This window comes from Klebsiella sp. 141198, assembly GCF_050600785.1.
GTDB classification, from domain to species: Bacteria; Pseudomonadota; Gammaproteobacteria; order Enterobacterales; family Enterobacteriaceae; genus Klebsiella; species Klebsiella aerogenes.
Window position 1 is genome coordinate 26,252 of the sequence record NZ_JAQIRM010000002.1, and the last position, 17,215, is coordinate 43,466.

Sequence of the window (17,215 nt, forward strand, 5' to 3'; positions counted from 1 at the left end):
CCATTATGTATATACTTAACTAATTTTAATGTCATCGAAGTTGATATCTTCCTCTTCTTGATCATTGTTTATAACAACATCGCGAGGTACATCTTTTTTGATGACAGCATAGACGGTTGCTGTGACTAATATATTAACTATCAACGCCATAATACCCGCCATGGGGTTTGACATTGTTGGCAGCATCAATACACCACCAAAAGGTACAGTTGCATCTGCGCCATATACCATGGTGATTGCACCGCCACAAGCACCGCCGATTGCCGCTGCTGCAATACCGCGAACGATATCATTCATCACTATAGGTATAGCTCCTTCAACAATATTCACTACCCCCATAGGAACCGCCGATTTTAGCATTTCGATTTCTTCGTTATTATAAATGTTTTTGCGAAACAGTTTGGCGATAAAAAATGCAAGCCCAAAACCGATGGGTGTTGCTGTGTTAACTAACTGCAGGGCCGTAACTGGCTCATTTATACCCTGTGCCTGGAGAGTTAAGACGAATGCGAAGCACGTCTTATTGATCGGCCCACCAAAGTCAACGATACACAACGCTCCAATAACAGCACCTAATAGTAAATTAGATGAAGTACCCATACTTCTCAGGAACGATGTGAGTGCATCGGTAAAAATACCAATAGGCGTGCCGATGATATAGACCATGAGCAGAGCACTGAAAATGGATGCAAAAAAAGGCACAATCAATGTAGGCATTAAACCCCGGGCCCAGCCGGGAACCTTTACATTTTTAATGATAGCAACAGCAATATATCCGGAAATATAGCCGCCGATCATGCCACCGATAAAACCCGCACCAATAGCATTAGCTGCCAGACCGACAACAAAACCAGGGGCAATACCCGGCTTACCCGCGATTGAACCGGAAATTCCGATAGCAATAACGACGGGCAATAGTCCGAGCGCCTTAGCCCCCATGGTAGCGAAAGCCTGCCACAGGTCAAATTGACCCGATACTAAAGAGTCCTGAACCGTCCCTCCAAAACCCATACCGATGGCAATAATAAACCCAGCACCACAGACAATCGGAATCAAGAATGAGATGGCAGTCAGCAGATGACCTTTAGGGTTTGCTGCTTTCCATATTTCTTTTATATTCATAAATTACGCCCTTTATTTTATATAGGATACGCATAGGTAGGTGTTATGAATTGACTAATTCACCAAGCTTTTCAATAAGCTTATTTGGTGATTTAACGGCCATTTCCGTAGGTACTTTGACGACTTTCTTGCCGGCAAACCTTTCTTCACCGGAAACTTTAACATCGGCGGCTAACAGGACGATGTCGGCTTGGGCAATTTCTTCAGCGGTCAAGGCATTCTCGATACCTATAGTGCCTTGCGTTTCAATTTTGACATTGTGCCCGGCTTTTTTTGCTGCTATTTCAATTTTCTTTTGCGCAATATAAGTGTGTGCAATGCCTACAGTACAAGCTGTAATCCCAACAATATTCATCACTACTCTCCAGGAGTTGATTATTTACGATGCTATGATGATTAAATTAAGCGCTGGCACCTTCAGCGTTTAAAAGATCAATGATTTTCTGAGGGGAATCTTCCATCAGTAATTTGTCCACTATCTCTTCATCGGCAAGTGAACCCGAAACTTGCGATAACAATCGGATGTGGGTGGCATTTTGGTCGACCAGGCATACGGCAAACAAAATAATACAGCGAACGTCGCTACCATCCATCGTTTCCCAGGGGATATGATGTTGGGTTCGTCCAATGGCCAATGCCGTACGGACTACTCCTGAGGATTTACCGTGCGGGATCGCAATATGATTTTCGAACCCAGTAGAGCCCTGCTCCTCACGTAACCAGACATCTTTCAGAAAAACATCTTTATTAATAACTGCGCCATCATGCACTAATAAGTCAGTTAATTCTTCAATTGCTTCTTCTTTACTTTTAGCCATCATGTTCAATTTGATATTTCTTACATTCAGCACACTCGAAATGTCCATAAGTCACCTTCGTTAATGTAAATAAATGATCATCAGTAATCAGCAATACCGGCTTCTACCACCACGCAGTCTGCCAAACCCGCCGGGGCCCACAGCATCAAAAGAAAGCATTCGCAAGCGTGCGATGAGTCGTCACGAACTCCAGATATAAAAGGGTTACAGCGCTCTCAACCATATAAATCTAACGCGAAGGCAAAGAGACAGACCGGTTAAATAGACTCTTTGCACTGCACAATGGCTCAATACGGCTGAGCGCGCTGCAATTTTCAGGCAGCGACTTCGCGCTGATATATATCGACCATTTTATCCCATGCATCGCTGACGTTATCCGCCAGGGAGAACAGGCCCGAGGTTCCCACAATAAAGACGTCAACGCCCGACCGGGAGATAACATTGAAGGTTTTCTCGTTACAGGAGCCGTCAATTTCGGTCAGATAGTGGTAACCATGCGCTTCGCGCATCGCAATCAGTTGTTTAATTTTATTGAGCGATTCCGGGATAAACTTCTGGCCTGCGTAGCCTGGGTCAACCGACATGACGGTCACTTTATCCAGCAGGTGCGCGTACTCTTTAATAGCCTCTGCCGGAGTAGCCGGGTTCAACACCACACCGCAGCGACGACCCGCATCTTTAATCTGGTTCAACAGACGGAATATTTTGTTATTCGCCGTCTCAGGATGGAAACTGATAATATCGGCCCCGGCATCAATACACATTGGAATAATATCTTCCGGATGATTCACCATCAGATGTACGTCGATCGGCACATCGGTAATTTTTTTCAGGTTTTCGATAAAAAACGGAGATAGAGTAATATTCTTCACATAGTTACCGTCCATTATATCGACGTGATAAAAATCAGCCCTACCGTTCATTGCCGTAATTTGCTCTCTGAACTGCGTTAAATCCATACACATTAACGAGGGCGAAAATTTAGCTGCCATACCTCACCTCTATAAAATTAGTTAGTTAAACAGTGACACGACATGCCCAAGAATGATGCCAACAACGCCAAAGTCCGCATCGCCAAAGGTGGTGGATGCAAAGCCAAGGTCGCCCATCAGAGGCAGCAAAATCGCGGGCAAAAAAGAAATCAACAGACCGTGAGCGAATGCCCCCACCACCGCGCCGCGACGACCGCCGCAGATGTTGCCGTAAACGCCCGCCGTCGCGCCGCAGAAGAAGTGCGGCACCAGGCCGGGAACAATGACGCTTAAACCAAGCAGTGGGCAGAGGAACATACTCACCAGACCAGCGGCAAAACTTGACAGGAAGCCGACTATCACCGCGTTCGGGGCGAACGGAAAGACGGTTGGACAGTCGAGCGCCGGTTTAGCGTCTTTCACCAGCTTGTCGGCGATGCCTTTAAAGGCCGGAACAATTTCGGCAATAATCATGCGAACACCCGCAAGGATGATCCACACGCCTGCCGCGAAGGTCAGCGACTGGATAATGGCGAAGATGATAAAGTTCTGACCACCGCTGATGCTGGTCTCAACAAACGCTTTACCTGCGACCAGTACCAGAATCAGGAACAGGATCATCATCGTCAGTGAGATGGCCACCGAGGAGTCACGCAGGAAGTTCAGCGTTTTCGGCACCTTCAGCTCTTCAATCGACGGGCTGCCTTTACCGATCGCTTTTCCCACCAGCGCCGAAAGCAGATACCCGGTTGAACCAAAGTGGCCCAGCGCCAGGTCATCAGTGCCGGTAATTTTGCGGGTAAATGGCTGCAGAATAGCCGGAGAGACCACCATCATGATGCCGAGGATCACCGCCCCCACCAGTACCACCCAGAACGGCGACAGACCGCCGACAGAGAGAATGACAGCCAGCATCGCCGACATATACAGCGTGTGGTGGCCCGTCAGGAAGATGTATTTCAGCGGCGTAATTCGGGCAAGGACAATGTTAAACAACATCCCCAGCACCATGATCATGGCTGTCGCGGTACCATAGTTTTTCTGCGCCAGCGCCGCCATGGCGTCAGTATTGGGGACAACACCCTGAATATGGAAGGAGTGCTCAAACAGCTGGCTAAACGTCGTTAACGTCGTGGCGACAATCGCCGCCCCGGATGTTAATATCACAAACCCCATAATGGTTTTGAGGGTTCCGGAAATAACGTCGGAAACTGCTTTTTTCTGCAATAATAAGCCGATCAGGGAAAACAGACCGACCAGTATTGCTGGTGTGCCCAACACATCATGAATAATAAACTGCAGCATAGAATGACTCCGTAAGGCCGCAAATAATTAATCAGAGATTCTCGGAAAGAATTTCTTTTATTTTATTGTTATCCAGCAGGTTAGATAAACCAAAAACCTGCGCAGAATGGCTGGACAGATGTTCAGCTATATCCCTGGCGCTAAGAATAATATCGGCAGTTTCGCTTTTTGCCGAAGTCAGATCGGTATGGGAAACCTCTGCTTCTTTATTCAGCTCTTTAATAATTTTTTTTACATTCATTTCAACGATAAAGCTACTACCTAACCCGTTACCGCAAACAATCAGAACCTTTTTCATCTCTACCTCACTATCCATTGATAACGGCTTGAATTTTCGTCATTGATGAGGCTTTCAGCAGTGCTGAGAGTCGTTCATCATCGCTAAAAATGTCCGCCAGGGCTGTAATCATATTGATGTGTTCATCTCCCGAAAGCGCACACAGCATAATCACGACGTAAATAGGGTCATTCTCTTCCGAGCCAAAAGAAACGCCTTTTTTAATATGCAAAAGCGATAAACCATTTTTAATTGCACCTTGCTCCGGGCGAGCATGAGGCATCGCCAGACCAGGCGCTAAAACATAATAAGGACCAAGTTTTTCATGGCTGTTAAAAATGGCCTGAATATAATCTTCAGTAATCGCCTCTTTCGCCAATAAGGGTTGAGCCGATAACGTAATTGCCTGTTTCCAGTCACTGACTGAATCCACAATCTGGATATTTTCCGTTGGTAACCAGGTCGTGATCATAAATTCCCCGATAGCATTGAAAGTGAGCCTACTATAGTGGAATCTCTTCGCGGCTTACCGTGATCTTCATCTCAAAGTTAGCGCTAACACGGCAATAATGTTAAAATTCTTGTTACCGCTAACTTTGTTATCCATACTTATCATTACTTTGCAGTTGGGCAATGCGCAAAATGCCAAACATCATTTACAATGGCTGCCCAGTCAGGCGAAAGGAGGACACCAGTGCAGACGTTAGAAGCGGACGATAGCGCGAGAGAAAAACGCAGGAAAAACACCGGTAAAATTACGCTTGCTGAAGTGGCAAAACTGGTCGGCGTGAGCACGATGACCGTGTCACGCGCGTTACGCATGCCTGAAAAAGTGAATCCTGAACTGCGTACACGTATTGAAGCAGCGGTAAACGAGCTGGGCTATGTGCCAAATCTGCAGGCCCGCAACCTTGCCTCTGCTGACTCCAGTCTGGTGATGGGCGTGGTTCCCTCTTTTTCCTCCCCGGGCTTTCTTGCCGTCTCCGAAACACTGCAGACCGTGCTCACGACCCAGGGCTATAGCATGATGTTTATCGAGTCCGGCCAGGGTGGACAGAGTGAAGAAAAAGCTTTTGCGCAAATGCTCGCTTACAACCCGGCTGCGATTGTTCAATTCAATATTGATAACATCAGCAGTTGTTCGCAAATGATAAGTAACACCGGCGTGCCGGTGGTTGAGATTGGTGCCATCAATCGCGATGCGAGCTGGGTCAGCATTGGCGTTGACTATGCCGCAGCCATCAAAAAGTTGGTCACATCGCTTGTACAGACCGGATATAAAAATATCGGCCTGCTTTGCACGGCTTCCAATAACATTATGTTTCGCCAGGTACTAAGCGGTTGGAACAGCGCGATGCTCTCCGTTAACCACTCCCCGCATCGCGTGGTGACCTCTCACCTGCCGGCAGGCATTACGACCGGCCTGAACCTGATCGGCGATATTCGTATCACCTGGCCTGAGCTTGATGCGCTGATTTGCACATCCGATGAAATCGCCTGCGGTTGCATTATGGCCTGCCATGGCGCGGGGCAAAAAGTGCCCGACTCTCTGGCACTGGCAAGCCTGAGCGGGGGGACTCTTGCCGCCGTTTGCTCACCGGCGCTGACTGCCGTCGAATTCCCCTGGAGTGAAACGGGAACCCTCGCAGGACAAACATTGCTTGAGCTACTGGCGGGTAATTCGACGGATAAATTCATTGAATTACCCTCAGCGTTACAAGTTCGCGCCAGCACCAGAAAGCAGTAGCGTTGGCGACATATTTATTGATTTGTTATCCCGCCGAATACGGCAGGATAACTATGAGTAACTGGTTGTCCCCTGAATATGCGCAAGGCTGATTTCCTCTGCTGATAACACCACGTCCTGCCTGTTGGCTAAGCGTTCAATCGCAAGGTCGATGAAGCGGCGAACCCTGAGCGGTTGTGCGACACGACTTCCGTAATACAAAAATAAGCTGTGTATATCGGTAATAGTCTCAGGTAACAGCGGAACAAGCTGACCTGTTCGAATGTATTGCGCTGCCGTCGGCCCGGCCAGTTGCGCAATGACCTCTCCCATCAATACAGCATGTAACTCCAGCATCTCATCATTGGTCGACATGGCAGGGTTAACATGATGATCCTGCACATTGTCCCCGGACTTCACTGTCCAGGGGATCAGGCGCCCGGTTGCGGCATGGCGAAACACGCTACACCGGTGGGCGCTGAGATCGTGCAGCGTTTTCGGTACGCCATATTTACGCAAATAGGCTGGCGAAGCACAAATGATCAACTGTAGGGGGAACAAGCGACGGGCAATCAGCCCTTCCTGCGGCGAAACGCTGATACGAAAACCGACATCCACTCGCTTCTCAACCCAGTTAGTTATCCCGTCATCAAGTTGCACATCGGGCTGAACTTCCGGGTAGAGTCGGCTGTATTCAATCAGCACGGGCTTAATAACCTGCTGAACAACTGAACGCGGACCGACGATACGTAACGGTCCGGCAAACTCCTCGCGCGTCTGTTGCACCGTCGCCAGCGCCTGTTGCAGCCCCATTAATGCAGGTTTTGCCGCTTCAAAGAAACGTTGACCCTCCTCCGTTAATGACATATTTCGCGTGGTACGGTGGAACAACCTCACCCCCAGATGCGTTTCCAGTTGTTTTAAGGCCTTGCTCGCCGCCTGGGGTGATATCTGCTGAGCATCTGCGGCTTTACTCAGGCTTCCCAGCTCAACCGTACGGACAAACGTCGTCATAGAGCGCAATTCATTAATCATGGTCGCTTCCGCTTATTTACATCATTTAGTTGTAACTGATTCATCCAGTTACCGTCTAGTTGGTTGTAAATCATTTTCTTATAGTAGTGGCACTTCGCAAATATCAGGACTTAATTTCAGAGAGGCAGTGAGATGGATAACTTCAGTTTTTATAATCCGACCCGTATTGAGTTCGGCTCAGACAAAGAAAAGCTTATTGGCCAGATTCTGGCTGAACATAACGTCAAAAATGTCCTGCTGGCTTACGGCAGCGAGCGCATCAAACACGATGGCTTGTTTGCGACGATTAGCCAGAGCCTGACGCAGCATGGGATCCGCTATGTTGAGTTTGGCGGCATTGTCAGTAACCCGTTACTCTCTAAGGTTCGGGAAGGTATTCAGGCGGCGTGGGAACATCAGGTTGATGCGGTGTTGAGCGTGGGCGGCGGCTCGGTGCTTGATAGCGCCAAATCCATTGCAGCAGGTACCCTGTATGAGGGGGATGTCTGGGATCTGTTTATTGGTAAAGGGCAGATCAATGCGGCGTTACCGGTATTTTCGATTATGACGCTTGCGGCAACCGGCAGCGAAATGAACAGCGGCGCCGTCATCACCAATGACGTCACCCGGGAGAAGTTTGCTCTTCAATCTGTACATACATTTCCGAAGGTCTCTGTCGTCAATCCGACGCTGATGCAGACCGTTTCCCGTGATTATCTGGTCTATTCCGCCGCCGACATTATCGCCCATTCGATTGAAGGCTATTTCACCGCAGCGGTACAACCCAAAATCCAGTCGCGTCTGGTTGAGTCAGTGATTGCCACGGTACTGGAGACAACAGAAATGTTGTTAAAAGATCCGGGAGATTACAACGCCCGCGCCGAATTTGCCTGGGCGTCCACGCTGGCGCTAAATGGGCTGACTTATGCCGGGACCTCGGGCTTCAGCTACCCTAACCACATGATTGAACACTCACTTTCCGCGCTGTTTAACGTCCCGCACGGGGCGGGATTGTCGGTGGTCATGCCTGCGTGGATGAAGTGGTATCACAGCCAAAACCCGACACAGTTTGCGCGCTTTGCCCGGACGCTATTTGGTAAAGGAACCGCAGAAGAAGGCATTGCCGCGCTCGAAGCGTGGTTCGATAAAATTGGCACACCGACCCGTCTGTCACAGTTAGGCATTACAGAGGCCGATATGCCAGCCATACTGGAAAACCTGAAAGGAAATACCCGCTGGTTTGGCCTGGCGGAGACCTATACTCAGGAAACGCTGACCACCATTCTTAAACTGGCGTTATAACACTAAACCGCAAAGGTGTGCGCTGGCGAAAAAGCACGGCGCACATTCGCCCATGAGATTGAGGTATTTTGCATGAAAGAAGTCATTGTTGTTATTGGCAGTGGGGCCATTGCCCAGGCGATTGCGCGAAGAGTCGGCGTGGGTAAGCATATTTTGCTGGCAGATATCAAATCCGAAAATACCCAGCAAGCTGAAAACATCCTGTCCCGCGCCGGTTTCACGGTCAGTACAGCGATTGTCGATATTGCTTGCCGAAAATCCGTACAGGATCTAGTCGAGATAGCGACCCGACATGGCCAAATTAAAGGGGTAATCAACACGGCAGGCTTATCCCCTTCACAGGCCAAAGCACAGGATATTCTGCGTGTGGATCTGTATGGCACTGCGGTGGTATTTGAAGAGTTCGGAAAAGTCATTGCACCGGGTGGCTCCGCCGTGGTGATTGGCTCTCAGTCCAGCCACCGCCTGAATATTGATGCGCTTTCACAGGCACAGGCTGATGCGCTGGCAACCCTGTCACCGGAGGCATTGCTGGAACTGCCGCTGGTTAAAGAAATTGATGACAGCCTGTATGCCTATCAAATCTCTAAACGCGGGAATGCGCTGCGGGTGATGGCCGAGGCCGTAAAATGGGGGAAACGCGGGGCTCGCATCAACTGTATCAGCGCGGGAATTGTTTTCACCCCTCTGGCCTACGATGAACTGACAAGCGCTGAACGTGGCGATTTTTACCGAAACATGCTTGAAAAGTCACCTGCCGGGCGCGGCGGAACGCCGGATGAGATTGGCGCGTTAGCCGAATTTCTGTTCGGGCCAGCGGGAACGTACATCAGCGGCAGCGATATTCTGATTGATGGCGGCGTGACGGCCTCTTATAAGTACGGAGAACTCCGCCCCTGAATCGTTTTTGTTTACATAAAAAACTTCATTCTAAGTGGCCGAACGGGGCATCGCGGGATGTTTCGTTCGGCCATCAACTGTCGCGACCGTCCGCTTATTCGTAGTAGAAATCTTTTCATCGCTGTTTCAATTCTTTGTTCCCCTGTCCGCCACTCCGCCAGACACTTTCCCTGTTTCAGGCTGATCCGATCAGCGCCCGCAGCCAGAACCGACAGGCTGCACACCATTACGGTGCGGTTCATAACCTGCGTTCATCAGAGCGCGGAATCTTCCCTTTGCCGGGGTTCTCTCCGGTTGGGGAAGAACACCGGCTTCTTTCCATGAGGATAGCGATATGGACAGAAGCAACAATATTTACCAGAAAGTGACGGATGAAATTATCGAGGCACTACAACAGGGATGTCCGCCCTGGGTACGCCCCTGGCGGGATGGTGAACCGGTGTTCCCGATTAACGCCGCTTCCGGTCGGGCCTATCACGGCATCAACGTGCCGCTTTTATGGCGCAGTGCCGACAAAAACGGTTATGAAAATGACCGCTGGCTGACCTTCCACCAGGCCATTGAAGCAGGCGGAAATGTCCGCAAGGGTGAGAAATCCTCGCTGGCGGTGCTGTATCTGCCGCAGGAGAAAGAGGTACTGGACAGCAACGGTGCGCCCGTAGCGGATAAAGATGGCAACCCTCAGGTTCGCCATTTTGCGCTCGTACGGGAGTTCCGGTTGTTTAACGTGGCACAGTGTGAAGGACTGCCTGCCGCCTTTTTTGAGCCGATAGCCCAGGTTGATGCGCCACAGGAGACAGCAGAAGCGATCAGGCGATACTCCGGGGTGCCGGTAATCCATCGCCGCCAGCAGCGGGCATATTACTATCCTTCGCGGGATATTGTCGTACTGCCGCATCCGGAACAGTTCGAGAGTCAGGCGCACTATTACAGTACCCTGCTGCATGAACTGACCCACGCGACCGGACATGCCTCGCGGCTCAACCGGGAAGCGATAACCTCTGGCGCGGCGCAGTTTGGTAATGCGATGTATGCCGCCGAAGAGCTGACGGCGGAGCTGGGTTCTGCGTTTCTCTGCGCCCACGCGGGGATCCCCGGCAGGCTGCAACATGCCAGCTATATCGCAAGCTGGTTGCAGATATTGCAGGAGGATAATCGGGCCATCTTCCGCGCCAGCGGGCAGGCCCGTAACGCCTGTGACTGGTTGCTGAAACAGACGGAACAACCGCAACGGCTCTCTGCCTGAATTGAAAATTATGTTGTTTTTTGACTGACCGGCAGCGCGATGCCGGTCATTTTTTAAGGATAAGGGCGAAAGACAAAGGAAGGGAGGACAAGGGGAACGGGCCTTCCCGAAAAGGGGGATTATCATGATGAAATGGCTGTTCAGACACGAGGAAACACCACACCCTGCGCCAGAAGCCACGTTACCCGAAGGCTGGTTCACACCACTCCCCGCGCAACAGTTACTGGCCTCTCCGCTGCGACAGTCGCTCATCCACCAGTTGCGTCAGCTTGTCGCGCTGCCTGACCCCTTGTTTCGCTCGCTGTATCTGACGCCAGTAGCACGCTACGCCGCACTGACACAGCAATTCCCGGCATCGGAACATCACCATCACGCTTACCCCGGCGGACTGCTGGATCACAGTCTGGAAGTGGCCGTTTACGCCGTCCGGTTGCGCCAGAGTCGGCTGCTTCCCCCCGGAGCGCCTCCAGAGGAACAGGCCCGGATAGCCGACAGATGGACAGCGGCGGTCGCGCTGGCTGCGCTGTTGCACGACAGTGGTAAGCTCATCGCGGATGTACAAACAGAGCTCAGCAACGGTGAACGCTGGTTTCCGTGGTCAGGCGCACCAGAATTACCTTACCGGCTGAGATATTTGCCGGGGCGGGATTATCATCTGCATCCCGTCGCCGCCGGATGCCAGCTCCCTTCTCTCCTGCCGGAGGCGGTTTTACGCTGGCTGGCGGAATCGCCAGATCTGTTCGCCGCTTTTCTTTATGCACTCACCGGGCATCCCGATAAATCAGTGGCCATTGGCGAACTGGTACAACAGGCTGACTGCGCCTCGGTCTCCGCCAGCCTGGGCGGCGATATCAACACCGCGCTGAACCAGCCTCGCCCTGCTCTGCCGCAGCAGTGCCTTATTGGGATCCGCTGGTTGTTGCAGCATGAGCTGGCGCTCAATCGTCAGGCGTGCGGTTCCGATGGCTGGCTTACCGATGACGCCTTATGGCTGGTGAGCAAGACCTGCGCCGATAAGCTAAGAGCCTGGCTACTGCAACATGGTGTGAATGGCGTACCGGATAACAACAGCCGACTGTTTGACGAACTACTGGCGCAACGGTTGCTGCTGCCAAACGGCGATCGGGCCATCTGGCGCTGTGATATACGTGATGCCACTGGCTGGACGCCAGGCACGCCGCTGATGCTACTGAAACTGTCTCCCGCCACCCTCTGGCCGGACGTCTCGCTGCGACCTCACGTCTTTCAGGGGGAAGTCATCCCGGAAATGGTGTCCGGCAATACGAATGGAAATGCTGACGCTGATTGCGAACCGCTCCCGCAAAAAGCGCCAGCAATACCGGAGTACCGATTAGTGCTTCACAATATACATCGTGCGGCTGTAGGCCACGTCTTCCGGATTGGTGATCGGGTATCCTTTTAACCACGGCTTGATCAGGCGGCCGTTGGTATACTGATAGATTGGCGCAATGGGCGCTTTGGCCATGATGATTTTCTCTGCCGCGTTGTAATCATCGTTACGCGCTTTTTCCGAGGTTTCCTGCGCCGCCTGGGCGAGGATCTTATCGTAAGCCGGATCGTTAAAGCGCGAAATATTGCCCGTATGGGTTGATGTGAGCAGCGACAGGAAGGTCGACGGCTCGTTGTAATCCCCTACCCACGATGCGCGAATAACGTCAAAATTACCGGTATTTCGGCTATCGATATAGGTCTTCCACTCCTGGTTTTGTAGCTTCACATCCACACCGAGGTTTTTCTTCCACATCGACGCCACGGCGATGGCGATTTTCTGGTGATTTTCCGACGTGTTGTACAGCAGCGTCAGCTTCAGCGGACGGTCCGGGCCATATCCTGCCGCCGATAGCAGCGCTTTAGCCTGGGCATTCAGCTCGGCCTGGCTCATGCTCTCAAACTGCGAAGGCTGCGGGGTAAAGCCTGCGGTAACGTCAGGGGTGAATCGCCAGGCCGGTTTCTCACCGGTGCCGAGGATCTTCTCCGCCATAATCCGCCGGTCGATGGTCATACTTAACGCCAGACGCACGCGTTCATCGGCGGTTGGCCCTTTCTGGGTATTGAAGGCGTAATAATAGGTACCTAACTGCGGCGGCGTGTAGACCTGTCCGGGAATATCCTTCAGCAGTTTCTGATACATATTTTTCGGGAAGGATTCGGTGATATCAATATCACCCGCCAGATAACGTTTGGTCGCCGACGATTCCTGGTTAATCGGCACGAAAGTCACCTGCTTAATCACCGTTTTGGCGTTATCCCAGTACTGTGTATTCGGCACGACGACCAGCTTCTCATTCACCACCCGGTCTTTCAGCACATAGGCGCCGTTGCCGATAAGACTGCCCGGGCGCGTCCAGTTAGCGCCGCTTTCGACATTCGCTTTTTGCACCGGGTAGAACGCAAAGCTGGCTGTCAGGTTGCTGAACCACGGCAGCGGTTTATCCAGCTGCACGCGGAGCGTGTGGGCATCGACCGCCGTCACACCGAGAGTGTCCGGCGCCGCTTTACCATCAATAATATTTTGCGCATTACTGATACCCGCTAAGGCGGCAAACCAGGCGAATGGCGAAGTGGTTTTCGGATCCACCAGACGCTGCCAGCTATAGACGAAATCCTGCGCCGTCACCGGAGTACCGTCGGACCAGCGCGCGTTATCGCGCAGGGTAAAGGTCCAGACGCGGTTATCGTTGCTCTGCCAGCGGGTCGCCACGCCAGGGATGATATTGCCCTTCGCATCCTGGTTTACCAGCCCTTCGAACAAATCGCGGATAACCTGAATTTCCGGCAGGCCGACGGCTTTAGCGGGATCTAATGAAGCGGGCTCGTCTTTTATATGGCGTACCAGCTGTTGTTTTTCAGCTAATACGGTTCCTGGAGGCACATCCGCCGCCCAGGCAAGAGAAGAAACGCTGGCTAACCACAGCGCGCCGCATGTCAATGTGACAGGATACTTCATGAGATCCCCTTTTAAATGAACAAACCAGTGCTGGCAGAGCGATAATTATTTGTTTCCCCACCTGAAATTGCAAACGGCTTATGATAGAAAATTGACATGACGAGTTTTTTCGCCAGAGAAGGAAAGCGTTTGATTCCGGGACGCTTTTCTACAACACTGCTAACAATAACCTGATGACAGGATACCCTATGCCCGTTTCACGTCCTCGCCCCCTGCGCGGCGCTTTCCCGCCAGGCACGCAACGTTACGGCCAGTCGCATCTCGGCGCGCCGTTGCTGTGGTTCCCCGCTCCGCTGGCTGATAGCCGCAGCGGTCTGATTATCGCCGGCACGCACGGCGACGAAAACTCGTCGATCGTCACCCTCTCCTGCGCGTTGCGCACGCTAAAACCGGAGCTGCGTCGCCATCACGTGGTATTAACGGTCAACCCTGACGGCTGTCAGCTAGGGTTACGCGCCAACGCCCGCGGTATCGATCTCAATCGAAACTTCCCGGCCGCTAACTGGAAGGCGGGAGAAACGGTGTATCGCTGGAATAGCGCAGCCGAAGAGCGTGATGTGGTTCTGCTGACCGGTGAAAAACCGGGTTCGGAGCCCGAAACCCAGGCGCTGTGCCAGCTGATCCACCAGATCCATCCGGCGTGGGTAGTCTCCTTCCACGATCCGCTAGCCTGCATTGAGGACCCCGGCCACAGCGAGCTGGGACAATGGCTCGCCGGGGCCTTTAATTTACCGCTGGTAGGCAGCGTTGGTTACGAAACGCCGGGCTCTTTTGGCAGCTGGTGCGCCGATATCGGCCTGCCGTGCATTACCGCCGAATTTCCGCCCGTCTCCGCCGATGAAGCGACAGAAAAGTACCTCGCGGCGATGACCGATTTACTGCACTGGCACACTCACAGATGAAGCACGCCGGTGCTGAACTGCAGCGCCGGCTCCACATCCACCGCCAGCCACGTCGGACCATCGAGATCCGCGAAACGGGCCAACGGCGCCAGCGGCAGCGCGGCGGAAATGGCCCGTGAAGTACAAAGCATACAGCCCAGCATCCTCTTATACCCCAGCCGTTCAGCCTCCTGCGCCAACAGCAATGCCTCGGTCAGACCACCGGTTTTATCCAACTTAATGTTGACCATTTCGTAGCGACCCTGCAGAGCCGGCAGGCTTTCCCGCGTATGACAGCTCTCATCGGCGCAGATCGGCAGCGGATGAATAAAGTTTTCCAACGCCTCATCGGCGCCGGCCGGTAACGGCTGCTCCAGCATCGCCACGCCAAGATCGGCCAAAAGCTGACAGCGCGCCGCCAGACCTTCTCCACGCCACGCTTCGTTAGCATCAACGATCAACGTCGCCTGCGGCACCGCGTCGCGAATAGCAACCAGCCGCTCGCTAATCAAATGATCGTCGAGCTTGACCTTCAGCAGCCGCGCGCCTTTCTCCCACAGCGCGGCGGCGCTGGCCGCCATCTGCTCCGGCGTGCCGATAACCACGGTTTGCGCCGTCACCACTTCGCGCGGCAGGTTGACGCCAAGCAGCTGTGGCAACGTTTTCCCCTCGCGGCGCGCCTCCAGATCCCACAGCGCGCAGTCAACGGCATTGCGCGCGGCTCCTGCCGGCAGTAGCTGTTGTACCTGCTCGCGGGTGGCGCCGCGCTCAAGCTGCTCGCCGATCGCCATAATCTGCGCCATCACCGAGGCGATGCTTTCCCCGTAGCGCGGATAAGGCGTACATTCTCCGGCCCCTTTTACGCCATCCTCTTCTATTTCCACCACCACCACTTTGGCCTCGCTGCGGCTGCCGCGAGAGATAACAAACGGCGTGTGTAGCGGCCATGATTCTTCAAAAACTCGAAGGTTGCGCATTCCCTGGGCCTCTTAGGTAAATGTTAAATAGAGTTTGCCGTGTTGCTGGCTGATGTCATACACTAACTACGACGTTAACTATATGTAAACAGGAAGATAACCATGTCGCAAACCGTACATTTCCAGGGTAACCCAGTGTCTGTTCAGGGCTCCATTCCGCAGGCTGGCGCGAAGGCGCAGCCGTTTACGCTGGTCGCCAAAGATCTCTCTGACGTCACGCTGAGCCAATACGCTGGTAAACGTAAAGTACTGAATATTTTCCCAAGCATCGATACCGGCGTCTGCGCGGCATCGGTTCGCAAATTCAACCAACTGGCTTCTGAGCTGAACAACACCGTCGTGCTGTGCATCTCCGCTGACCTGCCGTTCGCGCAGTCCCGTTTCTGCGGCGCAGAAGGCCTGAGCAATGTGATCACCCTGTCTACCCTGCGCGCGCCGCAGTTCCTGGCAGATTATGGCGTTGCTATCTCCGCAGGCCCGCTGGCCGGTCTGGCAGCACGTGCAGTCGTTGTTCTCGATGAAAACGACCAGGTGGTTTACAGCCAACTGGTTAACGAAATCACCGAAGAGCCGGATTACGATGCGGCGCTGGCTGCGCTGAAAGCGTAATCGCCCTCTTTCTGTTATCAAGCCTCCTTCAACGGAGGCTTTTTTCTTTGCGCGGCGCATAGCGCGAAATCAACCGCGCGGTGGCCGGGCCGGTGAGCAATATAGTAAACAGGCGCAGCGTTTGCATCGCCATGATAAAGGACATATCCGCCCGGGTACCGACGGCAATTATCGCCACCGTATCCAGACCGCCGGGGCTGGTCGCCAGATAGGCGGTGAGAAAATCCAGCGGCAGCAGGTGCGTCAACGCTAAAGCCATCAGCGCGCATAATGCGATCAAGCCGACGATGGCGACGATGATTTGCGGTAGCGTCTTCAGCGCCAGCATAAAAATATCGCGATTAAACTGCAGGCCAACCGTCCAGCCGAGCGCAGTATAGGCCAGCACCAGTAACCATTCCGGTAGCTCCAGCAACAGTACGCCTTCGCCATGGGCTAGCGCGCCGGCCAGCATCGGTAACAACATTGCCCCGGAAGGGATGCGTAAACGTAACCCCAACCAACCGGCGACCGCGGTCAATAGCAGCGTTAACGGTAGATTAAAAGTCAACGGCGGGAACCAGACGATATGCTGGGTCATTTCCTGCGCCTCGCCGCCGAGCGCCAAACGCACCACCATTACCGCCGCGCCGACCACGAACAGTACCCGCAGATACTGCATCAGGGCCACCAGACGAACGTCGGCGCCATACTCTTGCGCCATTACCACCATCGCCGATGCGCCGCCCGGCGAGCTTCCCCACGCGCCGGTTGCACCGGGCAGCGAGCTGTAACGCACCAGTAGCCAGCCGGTCAACGCGCTGATGGCCAACGTGGAAAGGAGGATAATCAATACTATCGCCCAGTTGGCGGCCAGAACGCCAAAAATCGACGGGGTTAGCGCGCGGGCGATCATGCAGCCGATGATAGCCTGAGCGGCGATAAAGAAAGGACGAGGGAGGCGAATCGTGGCGCCGCGCAAACTCAGGATAATTCCGGCGATAAGCGGGCCAAGCAGCGGCGCGGCAGGAAGGTGGAGCCAGAACAGCACAAAGGAGAGCACGGCGGAGAGTGCCAGTAATATCATCCACTGAGGCCAATCCCGTTGCAGCACCAACCG

18 protein-coding genes are annotated in these 17,215 nt (G+C 53.0%); 7 read left to right on the forward strand and 11 right to left on the reverse strand.

Annotated elements, in window-relative coordinates; all coding sequences use genetic code 11:
• Positions 1-15 precede the first annotated feature (15 nt).
• The 7 genes from PGR10_RS05460 to PGR10_RS05490 all read right to left on the reverse strand — a co-directional run bounded on the left by PGR10_RS05460 (position 16) and on the right by PGR10_RS05490 (position 4,965).
• Complete coding sequence (locus PGR10_RS05460; protein ID WP_430923137.1) at positions 16-1,122, reverse strand: PTS fructose transporter subunit IIC; 1,107 nt, start codon at positions 1,120-1,122, stop codon at positions 16-18.
• Between the two features lie 43 nt (positions 1,123-1,165).
• The gene (locus tag PGR10_RS05465) at positions 1,166-1,477 is read right to left on the reverse strand and encodes a PTS fructose transporter subunit IIB (protein WP_001028229.1); all 312 of its coding nucleotides are present in this window, start codon (positions 1,475-1,477) and stop codon (positions 1,166-1,168) included.
• A gap of 46 nt (positions 1,478-1,523) precedes the next feature.
• On the reverse strand, positions 1,524-1,988 hold the full coding sequence (locus tag PGR10_RS05470) for a PTS sugar transporter subunit IIA (RefSeq protein ID WP_213316254.1): 465 nt from the start codon (positions 1,986-1,988) through the stop codon (positions 1,524-1,526).
• Between the two features lie 266 nt (positions 1,989-2,254).
• Positions 2,255-2,932, reverse strand: a complete 678-nt coding sequence (gene alsE, locus PGR10_RS05475; protein ID WP_213316255.1) for a D-allulose 6-phosphate 3-epimerase — start codon at positions 2,930-2,932, stop codon at positions 2,255-2,257.
• A gap of 21 nt (positions 2,933-2,953) precedes the next feature.
• Positions 2,954-4,216 (reverse strand): PTS ascorbate transporter subunit IIC, encoded by a 1,263-nt coding sequence (locus tag PGR10_RS05480; RefSeq protein ID WP_087859398.1) that lies wholly within the window; start codon positions 4,214-4,216, stop codon positions 2,954-2,956.
• A 31-nt stretch (positions 4,217-4,247) separates the two neighbouring features.
• Positions 4,248-4,514 (reverse strand): PTS sugar transporter subunit IIB, encoded by a 267-nt coding sequence (locus PGR10_RS05485; protein ID WP_087859397.1) that lies wholly within the window; start codon positions 4,512-4,514, stop codon positions 4,248-4,250.
• Between the two features lie 10 nt (positions 4,515-4,524).
• Entirely contained in the window at positions 4,525-4,965 is a 441-nt protein-coding gene (locus PGR10_RS05490; protein ID WP_020078611.1) for a PTS sugar transporter subunit IIA, read from the reverse strand.
• 222 nt (positions 4,966-5,187) lie between these two features.
• Between PGR10_RS05490 and PGR10_RS05495 the strand changes: the two genes are divergently transcribed.
• Positions 5,188-6,240, forward strand: coding sequence for a LacI family DNA-binding transcriptional regulator (locus PGR10_RS05495; protein ID WP_430923138.1), 1,053 nt, complete (start codon positions 5,188-5,190; stop codon positions 6,238-6,240).
• A gap of 51 nt (positions 6,241-6,291) precedes the next feature.
• Here PGR10_RS05495 and PGR10_RS05500 read toward each other — a convergent pair whose 3' ends face one another.
• Positions 6,292-7,254 (reverse strand): LysR family transcriptional regulator, encoded by a 963-nt coding sequence (locus PGR10_RS05500; protein ID WP_216655603.1) that lies wholly within the window; start codon positions 7,252-7,254, stop codon positions 6,292-6,294.
• 132 nt (positions 7,255-7,386) lie between these two features.
• Between PGR10_RS05500 and PGR10_RS05505 the strand changes: the two genes are divergently transcribed.
• From PGR10_RS05505 to mobH, 4 genes are all read left to right on the forward strand, one after another.
• A complete protein-coding gene (locus PGR10_RS05505; RefSeq protein WP_430923140.1) occupies positions 7,387-8,535 on the forward strand; it encodes an iron-containing alcohol dehydrogenase in 1,149 nt (382 codons plus the stop codon).
• A 72-nt stretch (positions 8,536-8,607) separates the two neighbouring features.
• On the forward strand, positions 8,608-9,435 hold the full coding sequence (locus tag PGR10_RS05510; protein ID WP_430923141.1) for an SDR family oxidoreductase: 828 nt from the start codon (positions 8,608-8,610) through the stop codon (positions 9,433-9,435).
• A gap of 334 nt (positions 9,436-9,769) precedes the next feature.
• Positions 9,770-10,681 (forward strand): ArdC family protein, encoded by a 912-nt coding sequence (locus PGR10_RS05515; RefSeq protein ID WP_430923142.1) that lies wholly within the window; start codon positions 9,770-9,772, stop codon positions 10,679-10,681.
• Positions 10,682-10,805: 124 nt separating this feature from the next.
• Complete coding sequence (gene mobH, locus PGR10_RS05520; protein ID WP_430923143.1) at positions 10,806-12,104, forward strand: MobH family relaxase; 1,299 nt, start codon at positions 10,806-10,808, stop codon at positions 12,102-12,104.
• On the opposite strand, the gene PGR10_RS05525 is transcribed toward mobH, so the two are convergent.
• Entirely contained in the window at positions 12,033-13,649 is a 1,617-nt protein-coding gene (locus PGR10_RS05525; RefSeq protein ID WP_308958408.1) for a peptide ABC transporter substrate-binding protein, read from the reverse strand. The two genes, mobH and PGR10_RS05525, sit on opposite strands and share 72 nt — an antisense overlap.
• 188 nt (positions 13,650-13,837) lie before the next feature.
• On the opposite strand from PGR10_RS05525, the gene mpaA reads away from it, so the two are divergent.
• Positions 13,838-14,551 (forward strand): murein tripeptide amidase MpaA, encoded by a 714-nt coding sequence (gene mpaA / locus PGR10_RS05530; RefSeq protein WP_015366282.1) that lies wholly within the window; start codon positions 13,838-13,840, stop codon positions 14,549-14,551.
• Here the strand turns inward: mpaA and ycjG are convergent.
• Entirely contained in the window at positions 14,542-15,507 is a 966-nt protein-coding gene (ycjG, locus tag PGR10_RS05535) for an L-Ala-D/L-Glu epimerase (RefSeq protein ID WP_113373172.1), read from the reverse strand. The genes mpaA and ycjG overlap by 10 nt on opposite strands.
• A gap of 102 nt (positions 15,508-15,609) precedes the next feature.
• On the opposite strand from ycjG, the gene tpx reads away from it, so the two are divergent.
• Positions 15,610-16,116 (forward strand): thiol peroxidase, encoded by a 507-nt coding sequence (tpx, locus tag PGR10_RS05540; RefSeq protein WP_087859393.1) that lies wholly within the window; start codon positions 15,610-15,612, stop codon positions 16,114-16,116.
• A 28-nt stretch (positions 16,117-16,144) separates the two neighbouring features.
• On the opposite strand, the gene PGR10_RS05545 is transcribed toward tpx, so the two are convergent.
• Entirely contained in the window at positions 16,145-17,182 is a 1,038-nt protein-coding gene (locus tag PGR10_RS05545) for an AbrB family transcriptional regulator (protein ID WP_430923144.1), read from the reverse strand.
• Between the last annotated feature and the right edge of the window lie 33 nt (positions 17,183-17,215).

Bases quoted from the DNA above. Each gene is read 5' to 3' on its own strand.
- mpaA (WP_015366282.1), top strand. From the start codon at position 13,838: ATGCCCGTTTCACGTCCTCGCCCCCTGCGCGGCGCTTTCCCGCCAGGC.
- PGR10_RS05505 (WP_430923140.1), top strand. From the start codon at position 7,387: ATGGATAACTTCAGTTTTTATAATCCGACCCGTATTGAGTTCGGCTCA.
- PGR10_RS05470 (WP_213316254.1), bottom strand. From the start codon at position 1,988: ATGGACATTTCGAGTGTGCTGAATGTAAGAAATATCAAATTGAACATG.
- ycjG (WP_113373172.1), bottom strand. From the start codon at position 15,507: ATGCGCAACCTTCGAGTTTTTGAAGAATCATGGCCGCTACACACGCCG.
- tpx (WP_087859393.1), top strand. From the start codon at position 15,610: ATGTCGCAAACCGTACATTTCCAGGGTAACCCAGTGTCTGTTCAGGGC.
- PGR10_RS05525 (WP_308958408.1), bottom strand. From the start codon at position 13,649: ATGAAGTATCCTGTCACATTGACATGCGGCGCGCTGTGGTTAGCCAGC.
- PGR10_RS05485 (WP_087859397.1), bottom strand. From the start codon at position 4,514: ATGAAAAAGGTTCTGATTGTTTGCGGTAACGGGTTAGGTAGTAGCTTT.
- PGR10_RS05480 (WP_087859398.1), bottom strand. From the start codon at position 4,216: ATGCTGCAGTTTATTATTCATGATGTGTTGGGCACACCAGCAATACTG.
- PGR10_RS05500 (WP_216655603.1), bottom strand. From the start codon at position 7,254: ATGATTAATGAATTGCGCTCTATGACGACGTTTGTCCGTACGGTTGAG.
- PGR10_RS05510 (WP_430923141.1), top strand. From the start codon at position 8,608: ATGAAAGAAGTCATTGTTGTTATTGGCAGTGGGGCCATTGCCCAGGCG.
- PGR10_RS05490 (WP_020078611.1), bottom strand. From the start codon at position 4,965: ATGATCACGACCTGGTTACCAACGGAAAATATCCAGATTGTGGATTCA.
- PGR10_RS05460 (WP_430923137.1), bottom strand. From the start codon at position 1,122: ATGAATATAAAAGAAATATGGAAAGCAGCAAACCCTAAAGGTCATCTG.
- PGR10_RS05465 (WP_001028229.1), bottom strand. From the start codon at position 1,477: ATGAATATTGTTGGGATTACAGCTTGTACTGTAGGCATTGCACACACT.
- mobH (WP_430923143.1), top strand. From the start codon at position 10,806: ATGATGAAATGGCTGTTCAGACACGAGGAAACACCACACCCTGCGCCA.
- alsE (WP_213316255.1), bottom strand. From the start codon at position 2,932: ATGGCAGCTAAATTTTCGCCCTCGTTAATGTGTATGGATTTAACGCAG.
- PGR10_RS05545 (WP_430923144.1), bottom strand. From the start codon at position 17,182: ATGATATTACTGGCACTCTCCGCCGTGCTCTCCTTTGTGCTGTTCTGG.
- PGR10_RS05515 (WP_430923142.1), top strand. From the start codon at position 9,770: ATGGACAGAAGCAACAATATTTACCAGAAAGTGACGGATGAAATTATC.